This window comes from Streptomyces sp. 12E (assembly GCF_055633275.1).
In genome coordinates this window covers 49,291-70,218 of sequence record NZ_JBVNCJ010000003.1, presented here as the reverse complement: position 1 = coordinate 70,218, position 20,928 = coordinate 49,291, and the positions used below count along the sequence as shown (strand labels likewise).

Below are 20,928 nucleotides of genomic sequence, written 5' to 3'. Positions count from 1 at the left end.
GACCGCGCCCTGCGGCAGCTTGGCGTTGGAGAACACCGCCCGCCGCGACAGCGCCGACAGCCGCCGCACCGCCTTCAAGATGCGCTTGCCGCCCTGGGCCGCGCTCAGCGCGTCCGACTCGCCCAGCAGGCGCACGGTGTTGTAGCGGCTCGCCTGCCGGCTGCCGGTCCGTCGGGCGCAGCGGTCCCGGCACCAGAGGACGACTGCGGGGCGCGGGGCCAAGGCGGCATCGAGGCGTGTGCTGCCCCGTGTCGGGTGCGGCGCGGGGCAGCGGGTCCGCCGGCGTGCGTCAGGCGGGCGGCGAGGTCGGCGGCGGTGTGCGCGAAGCGGGCGGCCTCGTGGAGGGTGGACATGCAGTCGGTGTCGCTCAGTTCGTCCTCGTCGGGGATGCGGGCGGCCTTGCGCATCGTGCGCAGGGCCGCCGCCGCGACGACCGTGGCCGGGGTGGTCGTGGTGTGGATCCGCTCGAGCATCCTCGGCTCTGTGAGCCATCCGCCGGCCTGCACGCCGTGGATCGCGGGGTTGCCGATGTGGCCGGCGCCGACGAGCCGGTCCAGGACGTCCGCGGCCGCGCGCAGCGGCTCCGCGCTCACCGGTTCCTCTTCCTCGGCGGCCGCCTCCAGCACCATGTGCACTCCCGCAGCGCGAAGGCGCTCGGTTACCACGACAAGACAGCCACTCGCTTGGTCACCGAAGCCGGAGGAACATGGAGCCGATACGCCCCCCGGCGACCGCCCGCGATGAAGCGCGGCACTTACGCTGGGTCCGCTGAGCCGCGTCTGTCCTCAACATGGACGACGTGAAGCTCGGTGCCGTCCCGGTGGCGCTTGGAACGCCCGAACAGCCCGACAGCGATCTGCGACTGATCCTGAGGCTCATCGGGGCCGACATAGGTAAGGACGTCGTTGTGATGCCCGGTGACGACCCATCCCTCGACGTCCTTGAGGTCGATCACCCCGAAGTCTCCTGCTGAAGACCCGGCATGCGTCGGGCCGAACTTCTTCAGGAGGTCGGTTGCCTGTTCAGCAAGCTCCCCTTCCGGAGCGGTCAGCACGACACAGGTGCCATGCTCGAACAGCACCCACGACTTGCGAGGGTCGGCGAGAAGCCGCTGCCAGACGTCTATCACCATCTCGGTGTTCACGCCGGTCATCATGCCGCAGGGCACCGACACAGGGTGACGATCGGCCTACGGCTACGGCGAACACGCGACTCTTGGACATGCGGGCCTACCAGTCACCAGGCCGTCCTTCCCGGCCGCCCGCCGCACGGCCCTCGTGGCGACGGCGCGGCGTCCGTTCCCCGGGCGGTGCTGCGTCAGGCGGTGTCGTTGTGCTGCCGGGGGGAGCTGTCGGCCCCGGCCACGACCCGATCCACCACGTGTACGGGGTGGTCCGGGGACAAGGGGAGAATGAGGTCATGGCGATATGCAAGAAGTGCGGTGCGGACAAGCGCCGTTGGCCCCGTTCCTGTTCCCGGTGCCGCCTCCGGTCGGACCGGGGGGACGTGGCCGCGGACGCTGCCGAACTGGCCGTGGAGACGGGACTGCTCGGATGGATCGGGCGAGGATTCATGACGGCCGTACGGCTGGTACTGCGCGCGGTCGACTGAGTCGGCCGACCGGACCCATGCGGCCCGGCCCGCCCCCCCCGGCCGGGTCGGGCCTGATGGACTCACGGCATGACGACACCGCCGCACCGCTTCCTGCACGCCCTCGACCGGTTCAACGCCGCCCACCCCTGGGACCACAACGCCCACTACCACCGGTGGATCATGCGGCAGCTCCCCAGAGGCTTCCGCACGGCCCTGGACGTCGGCTCCGGCACCGGCGACCTGGCCAGGCTCCTGGCCACGCGCGCCGCGGCGGTGGACGCGATCGACTCCGATCCGGCGACCGTCGCCCGGGCACGGGAACTGACCCCTGCGGATGCTCCGGTGACCTTCACCGCCGCGGACGCGCTCACCGGGACCCCCGCTGCCTCCTACGACGTCATCACCTGCGTCGCCACCCTCCACCACCTGCCGTTCACCGACGCCCTCGCCCACTTCCGCCGCCGCCTGGCGCCCGGAGGGACGCTGGTCGTCGTCGGTCTCTGGCGTGCGCGGACTCCCGGCGACCATCTGCTCGGTGCCGCCGCCCTTCCGCTGAACGCCGTCACGGGCCGGCTCAAGAACAAGGGCCGCACGGCACGTCCACCGGTCTCGATGACGGCGCCCGTCCGGCCGGCGACCATGAGCTTTCCCGAGATCGTCCGGGAGGCCCGGCGCGTGCTGCCCGGTGCACGACTGCGCCGCCGGCTGTTCTGGCGCTACACGCTCGTGTGGCGCCGGGAGTGATCCCACAGGCCACGCGAGCGGCCCGACCGGCATGACCCGCGCCGTCTGTCGCGTCTTCAGTGTGTGGTCCGGCCGGCTGTTTCCCGGGTGATGTCGGCGTAGAGACGGAAGAGGGCCGGGCGGGCCTCGCCCTGGTCGCGTTCGCGCAGGGCCGCCCAGCACCGGGCGATGAGCTCCCGGGCCTGGGTGCCGGGCCAGGGGTGGGGCAGGAGCTGAGGCGGCAGCAGCGGGTCGGGCTCCATGGCGCGGGTGAGTTCGGCGGCCAGCTCGACGGCGATGGTGAGGAGTGCGGCCGGGGAGAGTTCGACAGGGCCGGTGAGCCGGGCGAGGCGGGGCCGGGAGATGCGGCTGAGGCGGTGGTAGCGGTCGGCGATCTCCCGCAGGGGCCACAGGCGGCGGGCGAGTTCGGCGGGCTCCCGGGTGTCGCCCCTGCGCAGGTCCGTCGTGGTGAGGAGGGTGAGCGCGCCGTGGGCGCCGAGGCGGTGGGCCGCTTCTTCGACGTACGGTTCCCATGTGTTGGCGCAGACGTACAGTCCGCCCTGGAGCGGGGCGCCGCCGAGGTGGACGAGCGTCTCGCGCAGGGCGTCCCGGGCGGTGCGCGCCGATTCGGGCACCGCGAAGGCGGCCAGGTGCCAGACGCCGTCCCAGGGCGCGAGCCCGGCGTCCTGCCGGAAGGCGTGCCGCAGGAAGTCCGCGTTGGGGGCGAGGGCACGCATGGTGTCCGTGGTCGCGTGCAGTTCCGCTTTGCGGCCTCGGCCTTCGTGGGTGAATCGGCCCTCGGTCACGAGGCGTTTGACGCACAGCCGTACCTGCTGGTCGCTCATGCCCAGGGTGTTGGCGACGGTGTACAGCTCGTCCGCGCCGACGGTGCCGTCCTCGCGGATCAGCGCGTGGACGAGCATCCGGGTGGGGACCTCGACGTGTTCGGTGTCGGTGTCGGTGTCGGTGCTCACCGTTCCCTCCCCCTTCCCGTTCCGACCGGGCGGTGCATGGTGGTCACCGCGCCGAATCCGAGCAGACCGCGCAGGTAGGGCGTGTGCTCGGTCCGTACGGCCGTGAAGCCGCGCCGCTCGTACAGGGCCCGGGCGCGCGGGTTGGTGTCGATCACGTCCAGTCTGATCTCCCGGCAGTCCTGCTCCGCCGCGACGGCGGCCACTTCCTCGATGAGCAGGCTCCCGACGCCGCGGCCGCGCACGTCCGGGTCCACGGCGATGCCGTCCATGACGAGCTGCCCGGGGGCCGGGTGACGTTCGAACAGGGCGAGGAGCAGGAGTCGGTGCAGTCCCCGCAGGTGCCCGTAAGCGCGCAGCACGGCGCCGGCCGATCCCCCGGTGAGGGCCCGCCCGCCGTGCTGGTAGCCGGCGAGGCCGACGAGCTGCCCGTCTAGGAGTGCGCAGACCGCTCGATCGGTGTTCAGGTGGGCGGCGATGAAGGGCACCGCTTTGTCCGCCGGGTTCAGGGCGGGGCCGAGTTTGCGGCCGAAGGCGTCCCAGTACAGCTCGGCCACCCGCCGCTCGGCTCCGGCCGGAACGCCCCGCCGCACCGTTACCGGTCCGACCCCGGGGCCCGTCGCGTCCAGTCCCATGCCGTACCTCCTCTCTCCGAGATCTCTGAGACCAGGGCTTGAAACTATCAGATTCTCAACGCCCGTTCCCGTGATGATAGTTTCGGTGTCTGCTTCGACCCCGAACAGAGGCGGCCCTCCCATGTGTCCGAAGACCCGGCCCCGACGGCGCGGGCTCCGCATCGCCGTGTGGTCACTCGTCACGGCCCTGGTCGTGGCCGCCGGCCTCGCCGGTGTGGTGCTGTGGCAGAACTCCTACGACATGGACGAGCGGCGGGTCACGATCCGCCACGGCGGCCACACCCTCAACGGCGTGCTGGCCGTCCCCAGGGACGGCCGCAAGCACCACGGCCTGGTCGTGTACGTCCACGGTGACGGCCCCGTCGACGCCACCCACGACGACGGTTACAAGCCCATGTGGGAGGCGAACGCCAAGGCCGGGTACGCCTCCCTGTCCTGGGACAAGCCCGGCGTCGCGGGCGCGCCCGGAAACTGGCTCGACCAGTCCATGGACGACCGGGCCGACGAGGCGGCCGCCGCCATCGCCTGGGCCCGCGCCCGCCCGGACATCGACGGCGACCGGATCGGACTCTGGGGCGCCAGCCAGGCGGGCTGGGTCCTGCCGAAGATCGCCGCCAAGACGCCCGTGAGCTTCGTCATCGCCGTCTCGCCCGCGGTCAACTGGCTCCGGCAGGGCCGCTACAACCTCCTCGCCGAGCTGCGCGCCGACGGCGCGTCGGCGGCCCGCACCAAGGCGGAGGTCGCCAGGAGCGACACCACTCGCCGGCTGCTGGCACGCCACGCGACCTTCGAGGAGTACGTCAGGGCGATGGGCGGCGACGCGGACGGCATGACCGCCGACCGCTGGGGCTTCGTCTCCAGGAACCACACCGCGGACGCCACGCGGGACCTCCGCGCCCTGCGCGGCGTACCGGTGCTGCTGGCCCTCGCGGGTCATGACATCAACGTGGACACCGCCGACACGGAGCGCACGTACCACAAGGTGCTGGACGCGGGCGGTGCACTGACGGTCAGGCGCTACCCGGACGCGACCCATTCACTGCTCAAGCAGTCCGTCGAGCAGTCGGACCTCAGGATCACGCTCACCGCGCTCTTCTCCCCCCACTCGCTCTTCGCGGACGGATTCCTGGACGACCAGAGACAGTTCGTCGAGGAACTCGGCCGAGGCGGTCACGCCACTCCATGACGCTCCCGCGAGCCCGGTCACGGCGCATGGTGCACGTTCAGGGGGCCCACGACAGAATCCCGTCATGCGCGTTTACGAGGATCCCGCGACCTGGACACCTGAACCGACCCGGCCCCGCTGGCAGTTGGCCCTGCGTTTTGTGGCCACCATGGTGTGCTTCCCGGTGCTGTGCGCGCTGTGGCTGGCAGTTGCGGCCGTGCTCTTCGTCGTCGGGCTGTTCGCCGATGCGATCGCGGCCGTGAGCAGCAGCTTCGAACGCGGTTACATGCGGTTCACGGGTGACACGCTGGGCGGCATAGCCCGGCTGGGTTCCTGGTTCGTGACCTGGCCGGAGCTGCGCCACGAGGGAGACGCCGAGTACTACCGGGCCCGGGCCGACCGGCGCGTCGCCCACTGGACCGCTCTGGCCTCGGCCCCGCGCGAGTCCAAGAAGACGCGGCCGCCCGTGGAGTGCGCCATCCCTCTTCGTGACTACCGTGGCGTGGGCGCCGGATACGTGGCCGAGGTCGCTTTGGGCCAGGGCTGGGAACTGCGGCCGTCGGACGTCCGCAAGGAGGTACGCCTGTGGTGGGCGGCCGCCTCGCACGTCGACTGACACCACATGATGCCGCATGCCCGGCGGCCGGCCGCCGGGCGGGAAGGCGCACCGCCGAGCCGGTTCACCGCCCCGCACCCGCGCCGCTCCCGGCAGGAAAATGCTGCACGGCCGGTGGACGGGTGTCCTAGTGGGCCGACAGGTCGCCACCGCCGCCCCTGTCCGGGTCTGAGTAGTTGCGGTACAGGATGTAGCGCTGAGATTGATCATGGCCCTGGGCTGAGGTGTCCCGTCGCAGCGCGTCTATCAGGTGTCAGTCCCCTGACCAGCAGGGTTACCAAGTGGTTTGAGAACGCCGAGAGCTAGCGTTCTCAAACGACCTGGCTTTCATGGAAGCCTCAGTCACGGTGGAGACCGAAGCACCGGGAGTACGCCTCAGACACGACGATCGCCGTTAGACATCTCAGGGGGATAAGAAGTCAAGAGGGACCGCGAGTCTTGATCGTTGCTGAGGCCGCTGATTGGCTGGCCGACATGGATGATCTCGGACCCGTTGCGTGGCCGCCTGCACCGATCAAGACCGAGAGGCTCGTGTTGCGTGAGCCCGAGGCCCGGGACCGTGCGTCGTTCGTCGAGCTGCACGCCTCGTCGGAGGTGCATACCTATCTCGGCGGCCCCCGCCCGCGTGACGAACTTGAGCGCGAGATGCCCGAGGTGCCCGGGCGGCGACCCGGGAGTTTCGTCGTCGATCTCGACGGGGCGATGATCGGCCAGATCCTGCTCAGGAGAGCAACGGAGCACCGTTGCCCCGCTGCCGTGGGGAAGGTCGATCTCGGCTACCTGTTCCTGCCGCGGGCGTGGGGATTCGGGTATGCCGCCGAGGCGTGCGCGGCGGCACTGGACTGGCTCGAAGACGTCCTTCCAGGTGAGCCGGTGGTGCTCGCCACTCAAACCGCCAACGTCCGTTCGATGCGCCTCGCTGCGAAGCTGGGGTTCACCGAAGTGGAACGGTTCCGGGCCTGGGACGCCGATCAGTGGCTCGGCCTGAGGTCTCCGGCGTTGGCCTCCGATTGAGCCCGACAGCAGCCGGGACTATCTCCGAGCGCCTGACGCTTCCGGAGACAGAGCCAGCGGCGCGAAGGCGAGTTGCTCGTCGAATGGCTGCCGGGTCTGGAGGCAGTGGTGGAGTTGTCCGAGGAAGCGGTTGAGCAGGTGGCGCTGGGCGGCGTTGTGCCAGTCTCCGTGCTCGCGTCGGCGTCGGTAGTGGGCGTTGGCTCCGGGGGAGGCTTGGAGGGCTGAGAAGGACCAGAGGAAGCCGGCGTTCATGAGCCGGTTGTTCTTGACGAAGCGGCGGCCGACGTAGCGTTTCTTGCCGGAAGCACGGGTGATCGGGGCGGACCCGGCGTACGACTTCAGGGCTCTGGCGTCGGCAAAGCGGTTGCGGTCGTCGCCGATCTCGGCGAGGACGCGTGCTCCGAGCAGGGGTCCGAGGCCGGGGAAGCTGAGCAGGATCTCGCTGTCGGCGTGCTGGCGGAAGGCCTCAGCGACGGCTGCCGCAAGGTCGTCCGCGGCCTGGCAGGCGGCGTCCAACTGCTTGAGGAGGGCCAGGAGCTGGTGGCCGAAGGCATTCTCGACGGCTGGGAGCTGGCGGGCGTACTTTGAGCGGAAGATGCCCCGCAGGCGCTCGGTTTCGCTGTCGAAGGAACGAGTGCGGCCGCTGCGCTTGAGAGCAGCTCGCAGCTGGGCGAGGGTCAGTTTCGCGGCTTTCGCTGGGGTGGGAGCCAGGGTGAGTAGCTGTTGTCGTTCCGGTCTTGAGAGGCGGGCGTCGAACGGGAGTCTCGATCGGGTGATCGCGGCGGACTGCGGGCATGAAGGCAGGGCCTCTTGGTAGCTCGGGGTTGCGAAGCCGACCGAGATCCAGGAGACCTTGTTGCCGCAGTTTTACGTGCTCACGCCGGTGGAGTTCAACTCGGCTGCACCATCGTGTGATTGCCTCGCCCACCGGATCGGGAATGCGGTCGATCACCCGGAGCGTGTTCGGCGGTATCCCTCGGACATGACGGACGCGGAGTGGGCCGTGGTCCGGCCGCTGCTGCCGATGCCGGGCTGGCTGCGTGGCCGGGGCGGGCAGCCGGAGGCGTACTGTCACCGGCAGATATTGGACGCCGTCCGCTACCTGGTGGACAACGGCATCAAGTGGCGTGCGATGCCGGCCGACTTCCCGCCGTGGGGCCGGGTCTACGCGTTCTTCCGCCGATGGCGCGAGAACGCCCTGGTCAGGGAGTTCCACGACCGGCTGCGCGGCCGAGTCCGCCTGGAGGCGGGGCGGGATGCGGAGCCGACGGCCGGGGTGATCGACTCGCAGTCGGTCAAGGCGGACGCCGTGGTGGGTGCCGACAGCCGCGGCTTCGACGGCGGGAAGCTGATCAACGGACGCAAGCGGCACGTCGTCGTCGACATCCTCGGCCTGCTGCTGGGTGTGATGGTCACCGCAGCGGACATCGGTGACCGCGCCGCCGCGAAGGTGCTGCTCGAGCGGGTGGCCGACGCTCACCACCGGCTGGAACTCGTCGGGGCCGACGGCGGTTACACCGGCAGCCTCGTCGAGCACTGCCTGGCCGCGCTCGCTCTGGTCCTGGCGATCGTCAAGCGCAGCGACGACACGCGCGGTTTCGCGGTGCTGCCCAAGCGGTGGATCGTCGAGCGGCTCTTCGCCCACCTGATGCGAAGCCGCCGCCTGGCGCGCGACTTCGAACGCCGCACGACCAGCGCCAAGGCGATGATCTACTGGTCGATGACCATGGTCATGACCCGCCGTCTGGCCCGCTCACGCTCCGCGCGAGCGTGAACCGGCCCGGTGCCGGCTCGGCCAGCCAGCCCCGCGAGACCAGGCGTTTCGCCTTCGACCGCAGCGCCTCCACCTTGGCCGGCACCACGTCCATGCCGAACAGGACGGTCATCTCCTGGCAGGTCAGCGGGCCCTGGCCGAGACGGACCCGATCCGCGAGCGCGGCCAGGATGCGCTGGTAGTCCGCCGACAGTGCCGTCCGGGCCAGCCCTTCGCGCCATACCGGAACCTGCGACTTCGCCTTCGCCGCCACGAGCGCCGACGCCTGCACCCCTGCTTCCAGCCCGGCACGGCCCGGTTGCTCGGCGGCCACCGCGTCGGCTGAATCGCCGCCCGGCGCGGACAGCACTGCACCAACGCGCTCGCGGGCGATCGTCCACTCCAGCCATTCCTGCTCGGCCGTTGCAAGCTCGGCCTGGATGCGGTCGGCCTCCTCGCGCAGCCCGTCCACACGACGACGGGTGGCAAGCTCGTGCTGTTCCAGCAGTCCGACAACCGACGGCATCCGCAACCTCCACGGGAGCGACGAAACGATGGTCCATCACTCCCACACCGACGCCGCACCTATCCCTGACCAGCGAAAACGCAGTCGTCAGACTCGGAAAGACAACAGCCTCTAAATCGCATTCCTGACTTGGTGGCAAGCTGTGGCGGCGAGACGTTGAGACAGCAGTGGGTCAGCGCCGGGGGCGCCGGATCCGAAGCGACTCCGCGGTGATACCGAGATCCGCGGCCACGCCGCGTACGTCCGCTTCCCGGCCGCGGCACGGTAGAGCGCTACCGCGTCCTTCCGGAACTCCTCCGGATACGGAGATTTGCGTCCCATCTGGACATCCCTCCCTGGACCATCAAGATCCATTGTCAGGGTGTCCACTCCAAAGGATCGGCCTCACGGCCGGCGACCCCCGCGGGGCGCGTCAGGTCGAACCGCGGTGCGGTTGAAAGTCGGGCACGGGCTGACCGTCACCCAGACCGCGCTGGTGTTCCTGCAGGACGCCCGCCGCTGCGGCCAGCAGGGCCGCGGCGGCCTTACCGTGCCATCTGCCCGGCCGTCACGTCATGTCCGCCGGTCTACCGGCGCAGCGCGGTTTCGCTCAGTACGAGCCTCATCGGCAGCGGATCGGGCGCCCGCGTCAGCAGCGCCTGACGGTCGGCCCTCATTCGTACCCGGGCCTCGATCTCTTCCTGGCTCAGCACGCCCAGGCCCGCTTTTTCAAGGAAGCGGGCCTGGGTGCTTGAGGTCGGCAGGTCATCCGATGGCGATGCGGGTTTTCCAGTAACTGTTCTGTCCGATGATTTCTGTGCCGGATCCGGACAGGACGGTCTTGCCGCCGGCGTAGAAGCGTACGGCTCCGTCGGAGCGTACGGTCCAGATGTCAGGAATGGCGTCGCCGTTGGCGTCGGGGGTGCCGATCAGCAGCGGGATGTTGGCGCTGGACCAGCCGGAGGAACCGTAGACGGCATCAACCCCGTCGGCGGAGTTGGCGGCGGAGGCCAGGGAGGTGAGGTCGGTTCCGCCGCCGGCGGCCTTGATGCCCTTGCGGAAGAGGAGCCGGCCCGAGACGTCGGTGCGGTAGACCAAGTCCGTCACCCCGTCGCCGCTGATGTCGGCCACGGTGACGATGTCGCGGTCGGCCCAGGGGGTGGAGGACAGGCGGATCGCCTTGTCGATGGTGGCGCCGTGGTAGCCGGTGAAGGCCCAGATCTCCTCGCCCACGGTGGCGAAGAAGTCCGTGCGGCCGTCCCCGGTGGCGTCGCCGGCCGAAACGATCTGGGTGAGGGAGGCGGGGCTGGGCGCGTTGGACGGCAGGAGGATCTCCACCCGTCGGTCGATGTTGACCGCGCCGTAGCCGTCGCCGGGGTAGACCCAGAGCTTGCCGCCGATGCGGACGACGAGGTCTTGGAGGCCGTCACCGCCGTAGATGTCGCCGTTGTGGGTGATCAGGGCACCCTTGAAGTGACCGGAGGGTGCGGCGACGAACGGTGGAAGACCGTCCTCGGAACCCGGGTCCTTGGCGGGATTGGCGCGGTAGGCACCGGACATGGAGTAGTCGAGGTCGCCGCTGGGGCGAGCGAGGTCGGGTGTGGCCTGGGACGGGTAGAGAGCGAGATTGCCCCCGGCGGTCACGGCCATGAGGTCGGCGAGGCCGTCGCCCGTGAAGTCGCCGGGGCTGTCGGCTTCGTCACGCGGGCTGACGTAGAAGAAGTAGAGGGCCGGGTCGGAGGGGTTGCCCGCCGAGTCGACAGCACGGATGTACAGGACGTTGGGGCCGGCTGTCGGGGGTTTGGCGCCGGTGATGGTCGTCGGGGTGGTGACGGCCGTTCCGGCGGTACGGCTCTTGGAGAAGTTGTAGTTGGAACCGTTGAAGGAATACTCGAAGCGGACGGTGTCGGTGGAGCCGGCGTGGACGGTGAAAGAGCCCGCCGTACCGAACTTCAGCTTCGACCAGTTGGCGTCCTCGGCGTCGTTTCCGAAGCCGTTCTCCGATCCGTCTGCGTTGGGGAAGTCGGTGGAGGTAACTTTGGGGCGCTTGGGCGGGGCGGTGTCCAGGATGAACCGGCAGGGTGTCTTGGCCGGCGAGTAGCTGGAAGTGGCGCCCTTGTCGTCGATGCCGCGGACCCGCCAGGAGTAGAGGGTGCCGTTGGTCAGTTTGCTGGTGGAGAAGGCAGGTGTGGAGCGCAGGGCGTCACCGCCGTCACTGCCGGTGGAAACCTTGCCCGTGGAGCCGAGTATGTCGCCGGTGGTGCCCCACTTGCCGGTGGGCCAGAGATCGAAGTCCAGGTAGTCGAGGTTGTTGTCCTTGTCCTTCCCCCGTGCGGTGAAGGTGACGCTGCCCTTGCCCATCCGGACGTACGGCTCGGTGGTGGTGCACTTGGCGTCGGGGGACAGGTCGAGGTTGGTAGGGGACGAAGGGCGACGGTTGTAGACGAGTTCGAGTGCCGGGCCGTTGTCGCCGTTGGCCTGGAACTTCTTCCAGGAGTACTGGGATTTTTCGTCTCGGGCGCGCAGACCGAAGGTGATTTTGGAGCGGCCGAGGTCGGCGTAGTTCTGTGCGGCCTTTTTCACGTCGAAGGTCTCGTAGGCGTCGCGGCAGCCGGATTTGTAGCCGTGCGCGAAGCTGCGGGTCTGCAGCTTGTTGCCGTCGGTGAGTTTTGGGGCGTTCTTCCAGTTGGTCTTCTTGCTGATCGCTCCGGTGACGTGGACGCTCATCGAGCGGGCGCTGCAGGACCAGGAGTACGTTTCCAGGAGGCGCAGCTTGGCGCTGCTGATCTTCGCGCCCTTGAGGTTCTTGTCGAAGTCCATGTTGAAGAAGGAACGCGAAGTGCCCCAGGTGTCGGACTCGAAGCCGACCCGGGCCTCGTGGGTGCCGCCTTTGTTGAAGCCCTTGCCGTTGTAGAAGGTGGCGTTGGGGTGCCGGCTGTAGGCGGTCGTCCAGTTGTCCATGTGCTTGGTGACGGACGGGTCGATGAAGACCGGGTAGGTCGTCTCCGGAGCGTTGAGGAAGTTCAGGTCCGGGGTGATGACCCAGTTCTCGCCCGAGAGGTCGGACTCCACGGTGTTGCCCAGGGAGTCCGGTGATGGCCCGTCGAGCAGCGGGAGCGAGAGGGTTGCCGCTGATCCGCTCTGCGACGGGCTTGGGGTGGGTTCGGGGGGAGCGGTGGGGGTGGCGGTCTCCGAGGGGGGGACCTCAGGGTCGTCGGTGGGGGTGGGCAGGCTCGCGGCTTCGGATTCCCGGTCGGTCTGCTCGTCCGACTCGGCGTCGTTCGTCGCCTCCTCGGCCGGTACCGCTTCCGGTGTCCAGGACGCCGAGTTGCTGGGTTCGGGGCTCTCCGAGCCGGTCGGCTGGGCAGTGGCTCCGACCTGTCCGTCGGTGATGGCGGGCTGGCCGGTGGAGTCCCACATCAGCGGGGTGCCGGAGCTGGCCACTTCGTTGCCGTAGAAGGTCTCGGCGGTGAGGACGCCGGACAGCGGATCGAGGCGGAAGGTCAGGTCTTCGGAGGTGATGCCGTAGGAGAGTTGCTGCACCAGCGGGTTGGCCGCGGCCGCCCGGTTCTTCAGGACGAGGAGCTGGGCGAAGCCGTCGTTGTCCGCCGTGAGGACCAGGTCGGCGCCGGGGAAGATCTCCGGGTACAGGGCGCGTGAGCCGTCGATGATGGGGGCGGGAACCGGTCCTGGCCAGGTGAGCTGGATGGCGTACTCACCGGCATCGCCCACATAGAGCGTGACGAGGTCGCTTGCTCCGGCCGCGGCCGGGGCATTTTTTACCAGTGACACGCGCTGGCCCCCGGCTCGGGAGGCCCGCTGCGGGTTCTGCTTGCCCGACCCTGCGGTGAACACTATCCGGGCGCTGGTGGCTGTGGTCTCCCAGCCAGCCTCGCTGCGCCGCAGATCCGTGTCGATCGCGCGCCATTGGCCGTCCTTGCGGACCCGGACCGGTGAGGCGTGGAACCGCTTGGCGAGCTGGCCATCGGGACGGGCCCAGGTGGTGGAGCGCTCGGTGCGGTCCGCAGTGATCTCGACCTGCTTGCCCGTGCGGGCGGCCTGGACGAAGGCGGTGCTCTCGGTGACCGCCTTCGCCCGCTGGGGCTCGGTCTGCTGTTGTCCGTCGTCAGAGCGGGTGTACCCGGCATAAGCGATGCCGGTCGCTGCGACCGCCGTGGCGAGGGCGAACGCCAGGGTGCGGCGTCCGGGCCTGCGAGGCTGAGTGGTTGGCATCGTGAAGAGGTCCCTTTCCCCATGCCCGGCACACGGATCGACGCGTGCGGGCTCCTCCGGAACGATGTGGCCGGCCATGGCGAAGCGGACCGTTCCGTACGGGGGCGCGGGCATGGCAGGGCGAGCTGATGATGACTCATGAGCCGCGTGTCGTCACCCTGTGGATTCTCGCGCCGGGAACGCGGGCCGGGTGATCTCTGTTTGTCCGGGTGCCGCCCTGCTGAGGCTGGTGGGTGTCCACCACGCCGAGAGAGGGTCCCATATCGGCACGAACTCCCTTTTACTCAGGGTATTTGAGGCAACATCAGACGCCATCAGGTGAAATCGGACCTACGTCGGAATGTATTACTCCTTGAAAGAGTGTCACCCGATCAATGTCATCCGTGAGTAATTATTTCGTTGCGTGGCGTGATAATGATCACTAGTGGTCTGAACCTCTAGCGTTTCTTCACATCGCTCTCACAGAATTCGCCCGATCCGTTTCGTCCTGCGCGAGGTCCGTTTCCGGCCCCGCTCCAAGTGGTCCGGGGGGACCCTCCGTGTTCGGTCGAACCCGCCTTTCCCGAAGCCTGCGCGTACGCAGAGCCGTTGTCGCCGCAGCCGGTGCCACCGTGCTCACTGGTCTGCTGCCCACAGCGGCGATGGCCGTGCCGCCAGTTCCGCTGGTCGACGAACCTGGGCGCGAGACCCTGATCCTCGAGTCGCTCGACAAAGTCGTCCCTGCCGACGGCGCCCCGGTCAACGAGGGCGTCGAGAGCTTGAAGATCGATGCCCCGCCGGGCAGGGAGGCGGCACCGTCCGGCACCGACACTCCGCTTCCCCCATCCAGCACAACGGTCACGTTTCCGTCCAGTGCCGCACGAAGCTCGTCCGCAGCTGTTGAGTCCCAGTCGGCGGACCAGGTCCCGGTCACGCTCGCCCCGGCCGAGGGGCAGCCCGCCCCCACCGGTACATGGGGCGTGAGCGTGGACGCCCGCGCCAAGGTCACCACTCAGGGCGTGGACGGTGCGGTCATCCGCGTCGACCCGCCGGACACGGGCGCGGTGCCGGTCTCGCTCTCGCTGGACTACGGCACCTTCGAAAACCTCTACGGCGCCGACTGGGGCTCCCGCCTGCGTCTGGTTCAGTTCCCCGCGTGCTACCTGACCACCCCCGACGCCGAGGAGTGCCAGGCATACACGGAGCTGGAGACGGTCAACGACCCGGACGCCAACACGGTCTCCGCGACCATCAACCCGGCCGCCGACGACACCGTTGCCACGGCGTCCGAAGGCCTCTCCGTCCAGTCGGCGGGCTCCCGCCTGCTGGAGGCGGAAGGCAGCGGCGACTCGACCGTGATCGGCGCGGTCGATTCCGGAGCCGGTCCCGGCGGCTCCTTCAAGGCGACCCCGCTTGCCTCGACCGGCTCCTGGTCACACGCCGGCAGCTCCGGCGCCTTCGTCTGGTCCTACCCGCTGACCGTTCCAGCGCCTCCGGCCGGCCCCACTCCGACGATCGCGCTCACCTACAACTCGCAATCCGTGGACGGCCGCACCGCCGTCTCCTCCCCTCAGGCCTCGTGGATCGGCGAGGGCTGGGACTACGACCCCGGCCACATCGAGCGCCGCTACCGCAGCTGCAAGGACGACCGGAAGACCCTCGATGCCGGCACTCCGAACAACACGGCCAAGACCAACAAGACCTCCGATTTGTGCTGGGTCTCGCACAATGCGGTGATGTCCCTCGCCGGCCGGACCACCGAGCTGGTCCGCGTCGGCACCACCGACACCTACCGTCTCGCGTCCGACGACGGTACCCGGGTCACGCTCAAGACCGGTGCGACAAACGGCGACAACGACGGCGAGTACTGGGAGGTGACCACCACCGACGGAACCGTCTACACCTTCGGCCGTCACGAGGTCGGCGGCGGCCACGCCAACACCGACTCGGTCTCCACGGTTCCCGTCTTCGGCAACCATCCCGGCGAGCCCTGCCATGCGACCGCCTTCGCCGACTCCCGCTGCGGCGCGGGCAAGCAGCAGGCCTGGCGCTGGGGCCTGGACAAGGTCACCGACGTCCACGGCAACGTGATGGTCGTCAACTGGAAGCAGGAGACGAACTACTACGCCGTCCGGGACAAGCGCAAGACCCCGGAAGCCTACGAGCGCTTCGCCTACCCCACCGGCATCGACTACGGAATGCGCTCGGGCGACCTGTCCAAGCCTTCCGCGCAGGTCAGCTTCGGCGTCAAGCAGCGCTGCCTGAAGTCCGCCACCGCCTGTGACGCGGAGAACTTCGCCAAGACCGACGACCCCGGCGCCTACCGCCCCTGGTGGGACACCCCCGGCAACCTCAACTGCAAATCGACGTCCAAGCTCTGCCCCGGCTTCCCGTCCTTCTGGACGCAGATGCGCCTGGACACCATCACCACCCTCGGGGCCCGCCCCGGCGTAACCGGCCTGGGCAAGGTCGACGTCTACGCCCTCCACCAGTCGTTTCCCGACGACTGGTACGACACCTCCCCGGGCCTCTGGCTCAACTCGATCACCCGCACCGGATACGGCCCCGGCGACACAGTCGGCACCATCCAGTCCAAGGACGGCGTGAGCTTCGCCGAGTACCGCGTCGGCTCCTCCTCTCCGCTCCAGTCCCGCCTGCGTGACCGCCAGCTCCCCAACCTCGTCCGCACCGGCCCCAAGGACCAGCGTCCCGCCTTCACCCGCCCCCGTATCGGCGCCGTCGCCACCGAGGCCGGCGCCGACATCGAGGTCGAGTACACCGGCGGCTGCGCCACCCCGCCGTCCGAGGACAAGGAGAAGGCGAACGGAACCTGCTTCCCGGTCCGCTGGTCCCCCGACGGCGACGAGCGGACCCCGCCCAAGCAGTGGTTCAACAAGTACGTCGTCGCCTCCGTCGTGGAGACCGACAAGGTCACCAACCACGGCGTACCGATCGTCACCACATACAAGTACACCGGCCCGGCCTGGGCCAAGTCCGACGACGAGTTCCAGCGACCCGCCCTGCGCACATACAGCGACTGGCAGGGATACCGTCAGGTCTCCGTGACCAAGGGCAGCAAGACCACCTCCAGCAAGACCGGCAACGACGACCCGCAGGCACAGTCGTACACCGAGACGCGCTACTTCCTCGGCACCGGCGGCGAAGTCAAGGACACCACCGGCACCCACACCCTGGTCAGCGACGACGCCCGCCAGTACGCGGGCCTGGCCGCCGAGATCCTCACCTACAAGGACTCCAACAAGCAACTCCTCGAGCGCACCCTGAACTTCCCCTGGTCCAAGCAGACCGCCTCCCGCGCCCGGGAGGCAGAGGACGGCTCGGCCATGGAACCGCTCCTCGCCCACCGCGTCGGCATCAAGCGCACCGACGACATCCAGTCCCTCGACGACGGATGGCAGTCCAAGCGCACCCTCACCACCGTCGACGACACCTACGGCCTGCCCACCGAGGTCGAGAGCTTCGTCGTCAAACCCGACGGCAGCGGCGAAACGCTCTCCGAGCAGGAGTGCACCCGCAACACCTACGTCCACAACACCGACGCGCACCTGATCGGCCTGATCTCCCTAAGCCGGACGATCGCCGTGCCCTGCGCCCGATACGTCGGCGCGAACTACGCCACGCACCTGCTGAAATCGGTCCGCACCAGCTACGACACCCTCGCCCACGCCGCCACACCGCTCAAGGGCCTGCCCACCACCGTCGCCGAATCCAACGGCGCAGGCGACGCCCACAGCGTCATCACCACCACCACATACGATCCGCTCGGCCGTATCCGCAAGGTCACCAGGCCGGATCAGGGCACCACCGAGAACGTCTACACGCCAGCTGACACCGGAGGCCCGCTCACCGGCCTCAAGACCCTCAACGCCCTCGGGCACGCCACCACGACCACGTTCGACCCCGGCCGCTCCCTCCCCCTCACCGTCACCGACCCCAACGGCCGCGTGACCCGGTACGAGTACGACGATCTCGGCCGCCTGGTCAAGGGCTGGTCACCCATCCGTTCCAGCGGCACCCAGACCCCCGACGTCCAGATCAGCTACCAGCAGGCCACCGCCACCCCCTCCAAGACCAGCCCCGCTGCCGTCACCACCAAAACGATCAAGGACGATGGCAGCTACGCCTCATCGGTCACCATCTACGACGGCCTGCTCCGCCCGGTCCAGACCCAGAACGAGGCCCACGGCCCCGGCCGCATCATCACCGACACCTCCTACGACGACCACGGCCGGCCCAGCATCGTCACCAGCGGCTACCTCGCCGCAGGCCAACCGGCCACAGCACTGTTCGCCCCCAAGTCCACGACACTCATTCCCAGCTACGTAAAAACCCAGTACGACGGCATGGGCCGCACCGTCCGCCAGGCGACCTACCACGACGGGGACTTCCAGCACGAGACCTTCACGTCGTACGGGCCGAACACGGTGCACGTGAACCCCCCGGGCAACACCACTCCGGCAACGTGGACCACCACCGACGCCCTCGGCCGGGTCACCGAGATCGAGCAGTACACCGATGCTGGCCAGTCCACCACCCGATCGACCCGCTACACCTACGACGTCCGCGGCAACCGCTCGGAAATCATCGACCCGGCCGGCAACAAATGGACGTACAAGTACGACGTACGCAGCCGCATAGTCGAGGCCACCGACCCGGACACCGGCACCACCAAGACGACCGCGTACGACGGCGCCGACCGCCCCCTCACCACCGTCGACGCCAACGGCAAGACCCTGCACACGACCTACGACGTGCTCGGACGAGTGACGGCCGTCCGCGAGGGGTCAGCCACCGCCGGCCCGATCAAGTCCTTCACCTTCGACGCCGTCGGCGCCCTCGGCCTGCCGGTCGCCTCGACCCGCCACACGGCGGACGGCGACTACGTCACCAAGATCACCGGCTACACCACCGACTACCAGCCCACCGGGCAGGACATCACCATCCCCGCCGGCACCAAGACCACTGGGCTCTCCGGTACCTACAGCTACACCTACGGCTACACGCCGACCGGCAAGCTCCTCTCGGTGACCTACCCGTCAAAGGGCGGCATCTCCTCCGAGAAGGTGGTCACCCGCTACAACGAGGACGGCCTGCCCGAGTCCACGTCCGGCTCCAGCTGGTACACCGCCGACGTCACCTACTCCCCGTTCGGCGAAGCCCTCCGCACCGTCTCCGGCTCCCAGCCCTACCGCGTGTGGACCACCAACTTCACCGATCCGCGCACAGGACGCCTCCAGCGCACCGTCGCCGACCGCGAGACCGCCTCACCCCACCGCATCACCGACAGCTACTACTCCTACGACGCCTCCGGCACCATCACATCGAACTCCCGCAAGCTGAGCGAAGCCTCAGGCTCCACCTGGGACACGCAGTGCTACACCTACGACGCCCTTGGTGAACTCGTCCACGCCTGGACCTCCACCATCGCCCCCACCGGCACAGGCAACGGCTGCAAGACCGCCAATGGTGCCGCCTTCGGCTACCGCACCGACTACGCCACCTCCTCCGGCCCCGTCGCGGACGCCCCGAACGCGGCCAGCGACACCTCCAGCCCGGACGCCTCGCTGACCAGCACCCTCGCCGCAGCCGCCCCGGCCGCCGGCACCGTGGCGACCTCCGCCACCGCCTACCGCCAGGCATTCACCTACGACTGGATCGGCAACCGCTCCACCCTCACCGAGCACAACGTCACCGACCCCACCAAAAACATCACCTATCACTCCGGCTACGGCACCACCGCCGGAAACGGCGCCACCGAACCGGTCACCACCCAGCCCCACACCCTGGCCTGGGTCTCCACCACCCCCACCGGCTCCGGCAGCGCCTACACCTACGACCCGGCCGGCAACACCACCAAACGCGACCTCCCCGACGACACCCAGAGTTTCACCTGGAACACCGAGAACAAGCCGGCCACCGTGACCACCGGCGCCACCACCGTCAATTACACCTACGACACCGGCGGCCAACGCCTCCTGGAGAACTCCAGCGAAGGCTCCACCCTTTACCTCCCCGGCGGCGAACTCACCACCGACGCCACCGGAAAGATCATCAAGGCGACCCGCAACTACCCCCACCCCGGCGCCCCCACAGTCGTCCGCACCTCAAACGGCACCAGCACCGGCCACACCCTCAACATCCAGCTCGCCGACCATCTGGGCACCGCCAACACCACCATCCAGATGGCCGCCAGCCAGCCGGTCACCAGGCGGGCCTTCAAACCCTTCGGCGAAGCCCGCGGCCCCAAACCCACCTCCTGGCCGGACAAGCGCAGCTACCTGGGCGTCGGCATCGACGACACCGCCACCGCACTGACGCACATCGGCGCACGCGAGTACGACCAGGCCAACGGCCGCTTCATCAGCGCAGATCCCCTGCTGGACATCACCGACCCGTTGCAGATGAACGGCTACTCCTACGCCAAGAACAGCCCCATCAGTACCAGCGATCCCGACGGCCTGAAGCCCGTCAGTAATTGCTACAGGGGCTGCCAGGACGGCAACAACACCACCTACCGGGACTGGATGGTCACAGATCCCGACGGAGGCTGGTCTTACCGTCGCGAAACCACCACTTACACCTATGACGTGGAGGGCGACCTCCACAGCGTCACCCGAACCGGCCACTATCATCCGACGCTCGGCACAACGACCGTCATCAAGCCGTACAACGTGGCGGCCCAGAAGAAAACACTCAACTTCGTTGCCTCCCTCGTCGTCCCTGACGTCGAGTCATGGAAAAAGGTGGTCAACGGAGAGGCAAACGGCTGGGACTACCTTGGCATCGCCTCGGATGCCCCCTTCCTTAAGGCCTTGAAGCTGGTACCCGATTCGGTTGCGAAAAAGGGTAAAGAGGCCGTCGAAGAATGGCTCAAGAAGTATGCCTCGGGATGCAAGTGCTTCCTTGCCGGCACTCAAGTCCTCATGGCCGATGGCAAGACCAAGGAAATCGAGAAGATCAAGGTCGGCGACGAGGTTGTGGCCACCGACCCGGAGACAGGGGAGACCCGCCTCCGGAAGGTCACCCGCCTGATCGTCACCGAAGACGACAAGCACTTCAACGAACTGACCATCGAAACACCCGACGGACCCGAGAAACTCACCGCTACACACGAACACCCCTTCTGGGTTCCCGAGATCGGCGCCTGGGTCGAAGCCCGCAACCTCGCCGCCGGCATGACCCTCAGAACCCCCGACGGCACCACCGTCCGCATCATCAGCAACCGGGCATACACCAAACACGCCCGGACGTACAACCTCACAGTCGAAGACCTGCACACGTACTATGTGCTGGCTGGGCAGACTCCGGTACTCGTTCACAATTCCGGAGGCTGTCCGACCGTTGGGTCCGTCGATGACCTCATGGAGAATCTCGACGATGACGTGATCTTCCATTACTCGGACCAGAAGGGGTACGAGGGGATTCTCGGTTCTGGAACGATTCGAGCGGATTCAAAGGGGCGCGCGTACGTAACACAGGAAATGGTGTCGCCAAGCGAGATCCACAACGTTCTCTTCGCCGGTAACCCCGCTTATGCGGGTAAGGGTGGCTTCATGATCGCGATCCGTAGGCGGCAAGGTGTCTCTCTCCGGGTGGGGGAGCAGCCTAACGAGTTGATACATCAGGGGTCCCTGCGATTTGACCGATCCGACATATTGTACGCTGGCCCGAACCTGTTTGGCTAGGAGAAGTTTGTGCAAGTAGAGCTAACTCTTGAGGA

Annotated in this window: 13 protein-coding genes and 2 pseudogenes; 6 read left to right on the top strand and 9 right to left on the bottom strand. The window is 68.3% G+C overall.

Features of this window, described 5'->3' with window-relative positions; all coding sequences use genetic code 11:
* Positions 1–104: 104 nt before the first annotated feature.
* On the bottom strand, positions 105–629 hold the full coding sequence (locus tag ACZ8ZB_RS34900; protein ID WP_470741801.1) for a hypothetical protein: 525 nt from the start codon (positions 627–629) through the stop codon (positions 105–107).
* A 125-nt stretch (positions 630–754) separates the two neighbouring features.
* The gene (locus ACZ8ZB_RS34895) at positions 755–1,156 is read right to left on the bottom strand and encodes a hypothetical protein (protein ID WP_470741945.1); all 402 of its coding nucleotides are present in this window, start codon (positions 1,154–1,156) and stop codon (positions 755–757) included.
* 524 nt (positions 1,157–1,680) lie between these two features.
* Here ACZ8ZB_RS34895 and ACZ8ZB_RS34890 point away from each other — a divergent pair.
* The gene (locus ACZ8ZB_RS34890; RefSeq protein ID WP_470741800.1) at positions 1,681–2,337 is read left to right on the top strand and encodes a class I SAM-dependent methyltransferase; all 657 of its coding nucleotides are present in this window, start codon (positions 1,681–1,683) and stop codon (positions 2,335–2,337) included.
* A 56-nt stretch (positions 2,338–2,393) separates the two neighbouring features.
* Here ACZ8ZB_RS34890 and ACZ8ZB_RS34885 read toward each other — a convergent pair whose 3' ends face one another.
* The gene (locus ACZ8ZB_RS34885) at positions 2,394–3,239 is read right to left on the bottom strand and encodes a PaaX family transcriptional regulator C-terminal domain-containing protein (protein ID WP_470741944.1); all 846 of its coding nucleotides are present in this window, start codon (positions 3,237–3,239) and stop codon (positions 2,394–2,396) included.
* Between the two features lie 47 nt (positions 3,240–3,286).
* On the bottom strand, positions 3,287–3,922 hold the full coding sequence (locus tag ACZ8ZB_RS34880; RefSeq protein ID WP_470741799.1) for a GNAT family N-acetyltransferase: 636 nt from the start codon (positions 3,920–3,922) through the stop codon (positions 3,287–3,289).
* A 121-nt stretch (positions 3,923–4,043) separates the two neighbouring features.
* On the opposite strand from ACZ8ZB_RS34880, the gene ACZ8ZB_RS34875 reads away from it, so the two are divergent.
* From ACZ8ZB_RS34875 to ACZ8ZB_RS34865, 3 genes are all read left to right on the top strand, one after another.
* On the top strand, positions 4,044–5,108 hold the full coding sequence (locus tag ACZ8ZB_RS34875; RefSeq protein ID WP_470741798.1) for an alpha/beta hydrolase family protein: 1,065 nt from the start codon (positions 4,044–4,046) through the stop codon (positions 5,106–5,108).
* Positions 5,109–5,172: 64 nt separating this feature from the next.
* Entirely contained in the window at positions 5,173–5,703 is a 531-nt protein-coding gene (locus ACZ8ZB_RS34870) for a hypothetical protein (RefSeq protein ID WP_470741797.1), read from the top strand.
* Between the two features lie 474 nt (positions 5,704–6,177).
* The gene (locus ACZ8ZB_RS34865; protein ID WP_470741943.1) at positions 6,178–6,717 is read left to right on the top strand and encodes a GNAT family N-acetyltransferase; all 540 of its coding nucleotides are present in this window, start codon (positions 6,178–6,180) and stop codon (positions 6,715–6,717) included.
* An 18-nt stretch (positions 6,718–6,735) separates the two neighbouring features.
* Here ACZ8ZB_RS34865 and ACZ8ZB_RS34860 read toward each other — a convergent pair.
* Positions 6,736–7,470 (bottom strand): annotated as a pseudogene (locus ACZ8ZB_RS34860) (transposase); the annotation flags it as partial.
* A gap of 229 nt (positions 7,471–7,699) precedes the next feature.
* Here ACZ8ZB_RS34860 and ACZ8ZB_RS34855 point away from each other — a divergent pair.
* Positions 7,700–8,491, top strand: coding sequence for an IS5 family transposase (locus ACZ8ZB_RS34855; RefSeq protein ID WP_470741796.1), 792 nt, complete (start codon positions 7,700–7,702; stop codon positions 8,489–8,491).
* Here ACZ8ZB_RS34855 and ACZ8ZB_RS34850 read toward each other — a convergent pair.
* From ACZ8ZB_RS34850 to ACZ8ZB_RS34835, 4 genes and pseudogenes are all read right to left on the bottom strand, one after another.
* Positions 8,448–8,996, bottom strand: a complete 549-nt coding sequence (locus tag ACZ8ZB_RS34850) for a hypothetical protein (RefSeq protein WP_470741795.1) — start codon at positions 8,994–8,996, stop codon at positions 8,448–8,450. The two genes, ACZ8ZB_RS34855 and ACZ8ZB_RS34850, sit on opposite strands and share 44 nt — an antisense overlap.
* A gap of 193 nt (positions 8,997–9,189) precedes the next feature.
* Positions 9,190–9,317 (bottom strand): annotated as a pseudogene (locus tag ACZ8ZB_RS34845) (transposase); the annotation flags it as partial.
* A gap of 245 nt (positions 9,318–9,562) precedes the next feature.
* Positions 9,563–9,688 carry a Scr1 family TA system antitoxin-like transcriptional regulator gene (locus tag ACZ8ZB_RS34840; RefSeq protein WP_470741794.1) on the bottom strand — a complete coding sequence of 42 codons (126 nt, stop codon included), beginning with the start codon at positions 9,686–9,688 and terminating at the stop codon, positions 9,563–9,565.
* Positions 9,689–9,740: 52 nt separating this feature from the next.
* Positions 9,741–13,208, bottom strand: coding sequence for a DNRLRE domain-containing protein (locus ACZ8ZB_RS34835; protein ID WP_470741793.1), 3,468 nt, complete (start codon positions 13,206–13,208; stop codon positions 9,741–9,743).
* Positions 13,209–13,747: 539 nt separating this feature from the next.
* Between ACZ8ZB_RS34835 and ACZ8ZB_RS34830 the strand changes: the two genes are divergently transcribed.
* Positions 13,748–20,893, top strand: a complete 7,146-nt coding sequence (locus ACZ8ZB_RS34830; RefSeq protein WP_470741792.1) for a polymorphic toxin-type HINT domain-containing protein — start codon at positions 13,748–13,750, stop codon at positions 20,891–20,893.
* Positions 20,894–20,928 lie beyond the last annotated feature (35 nt).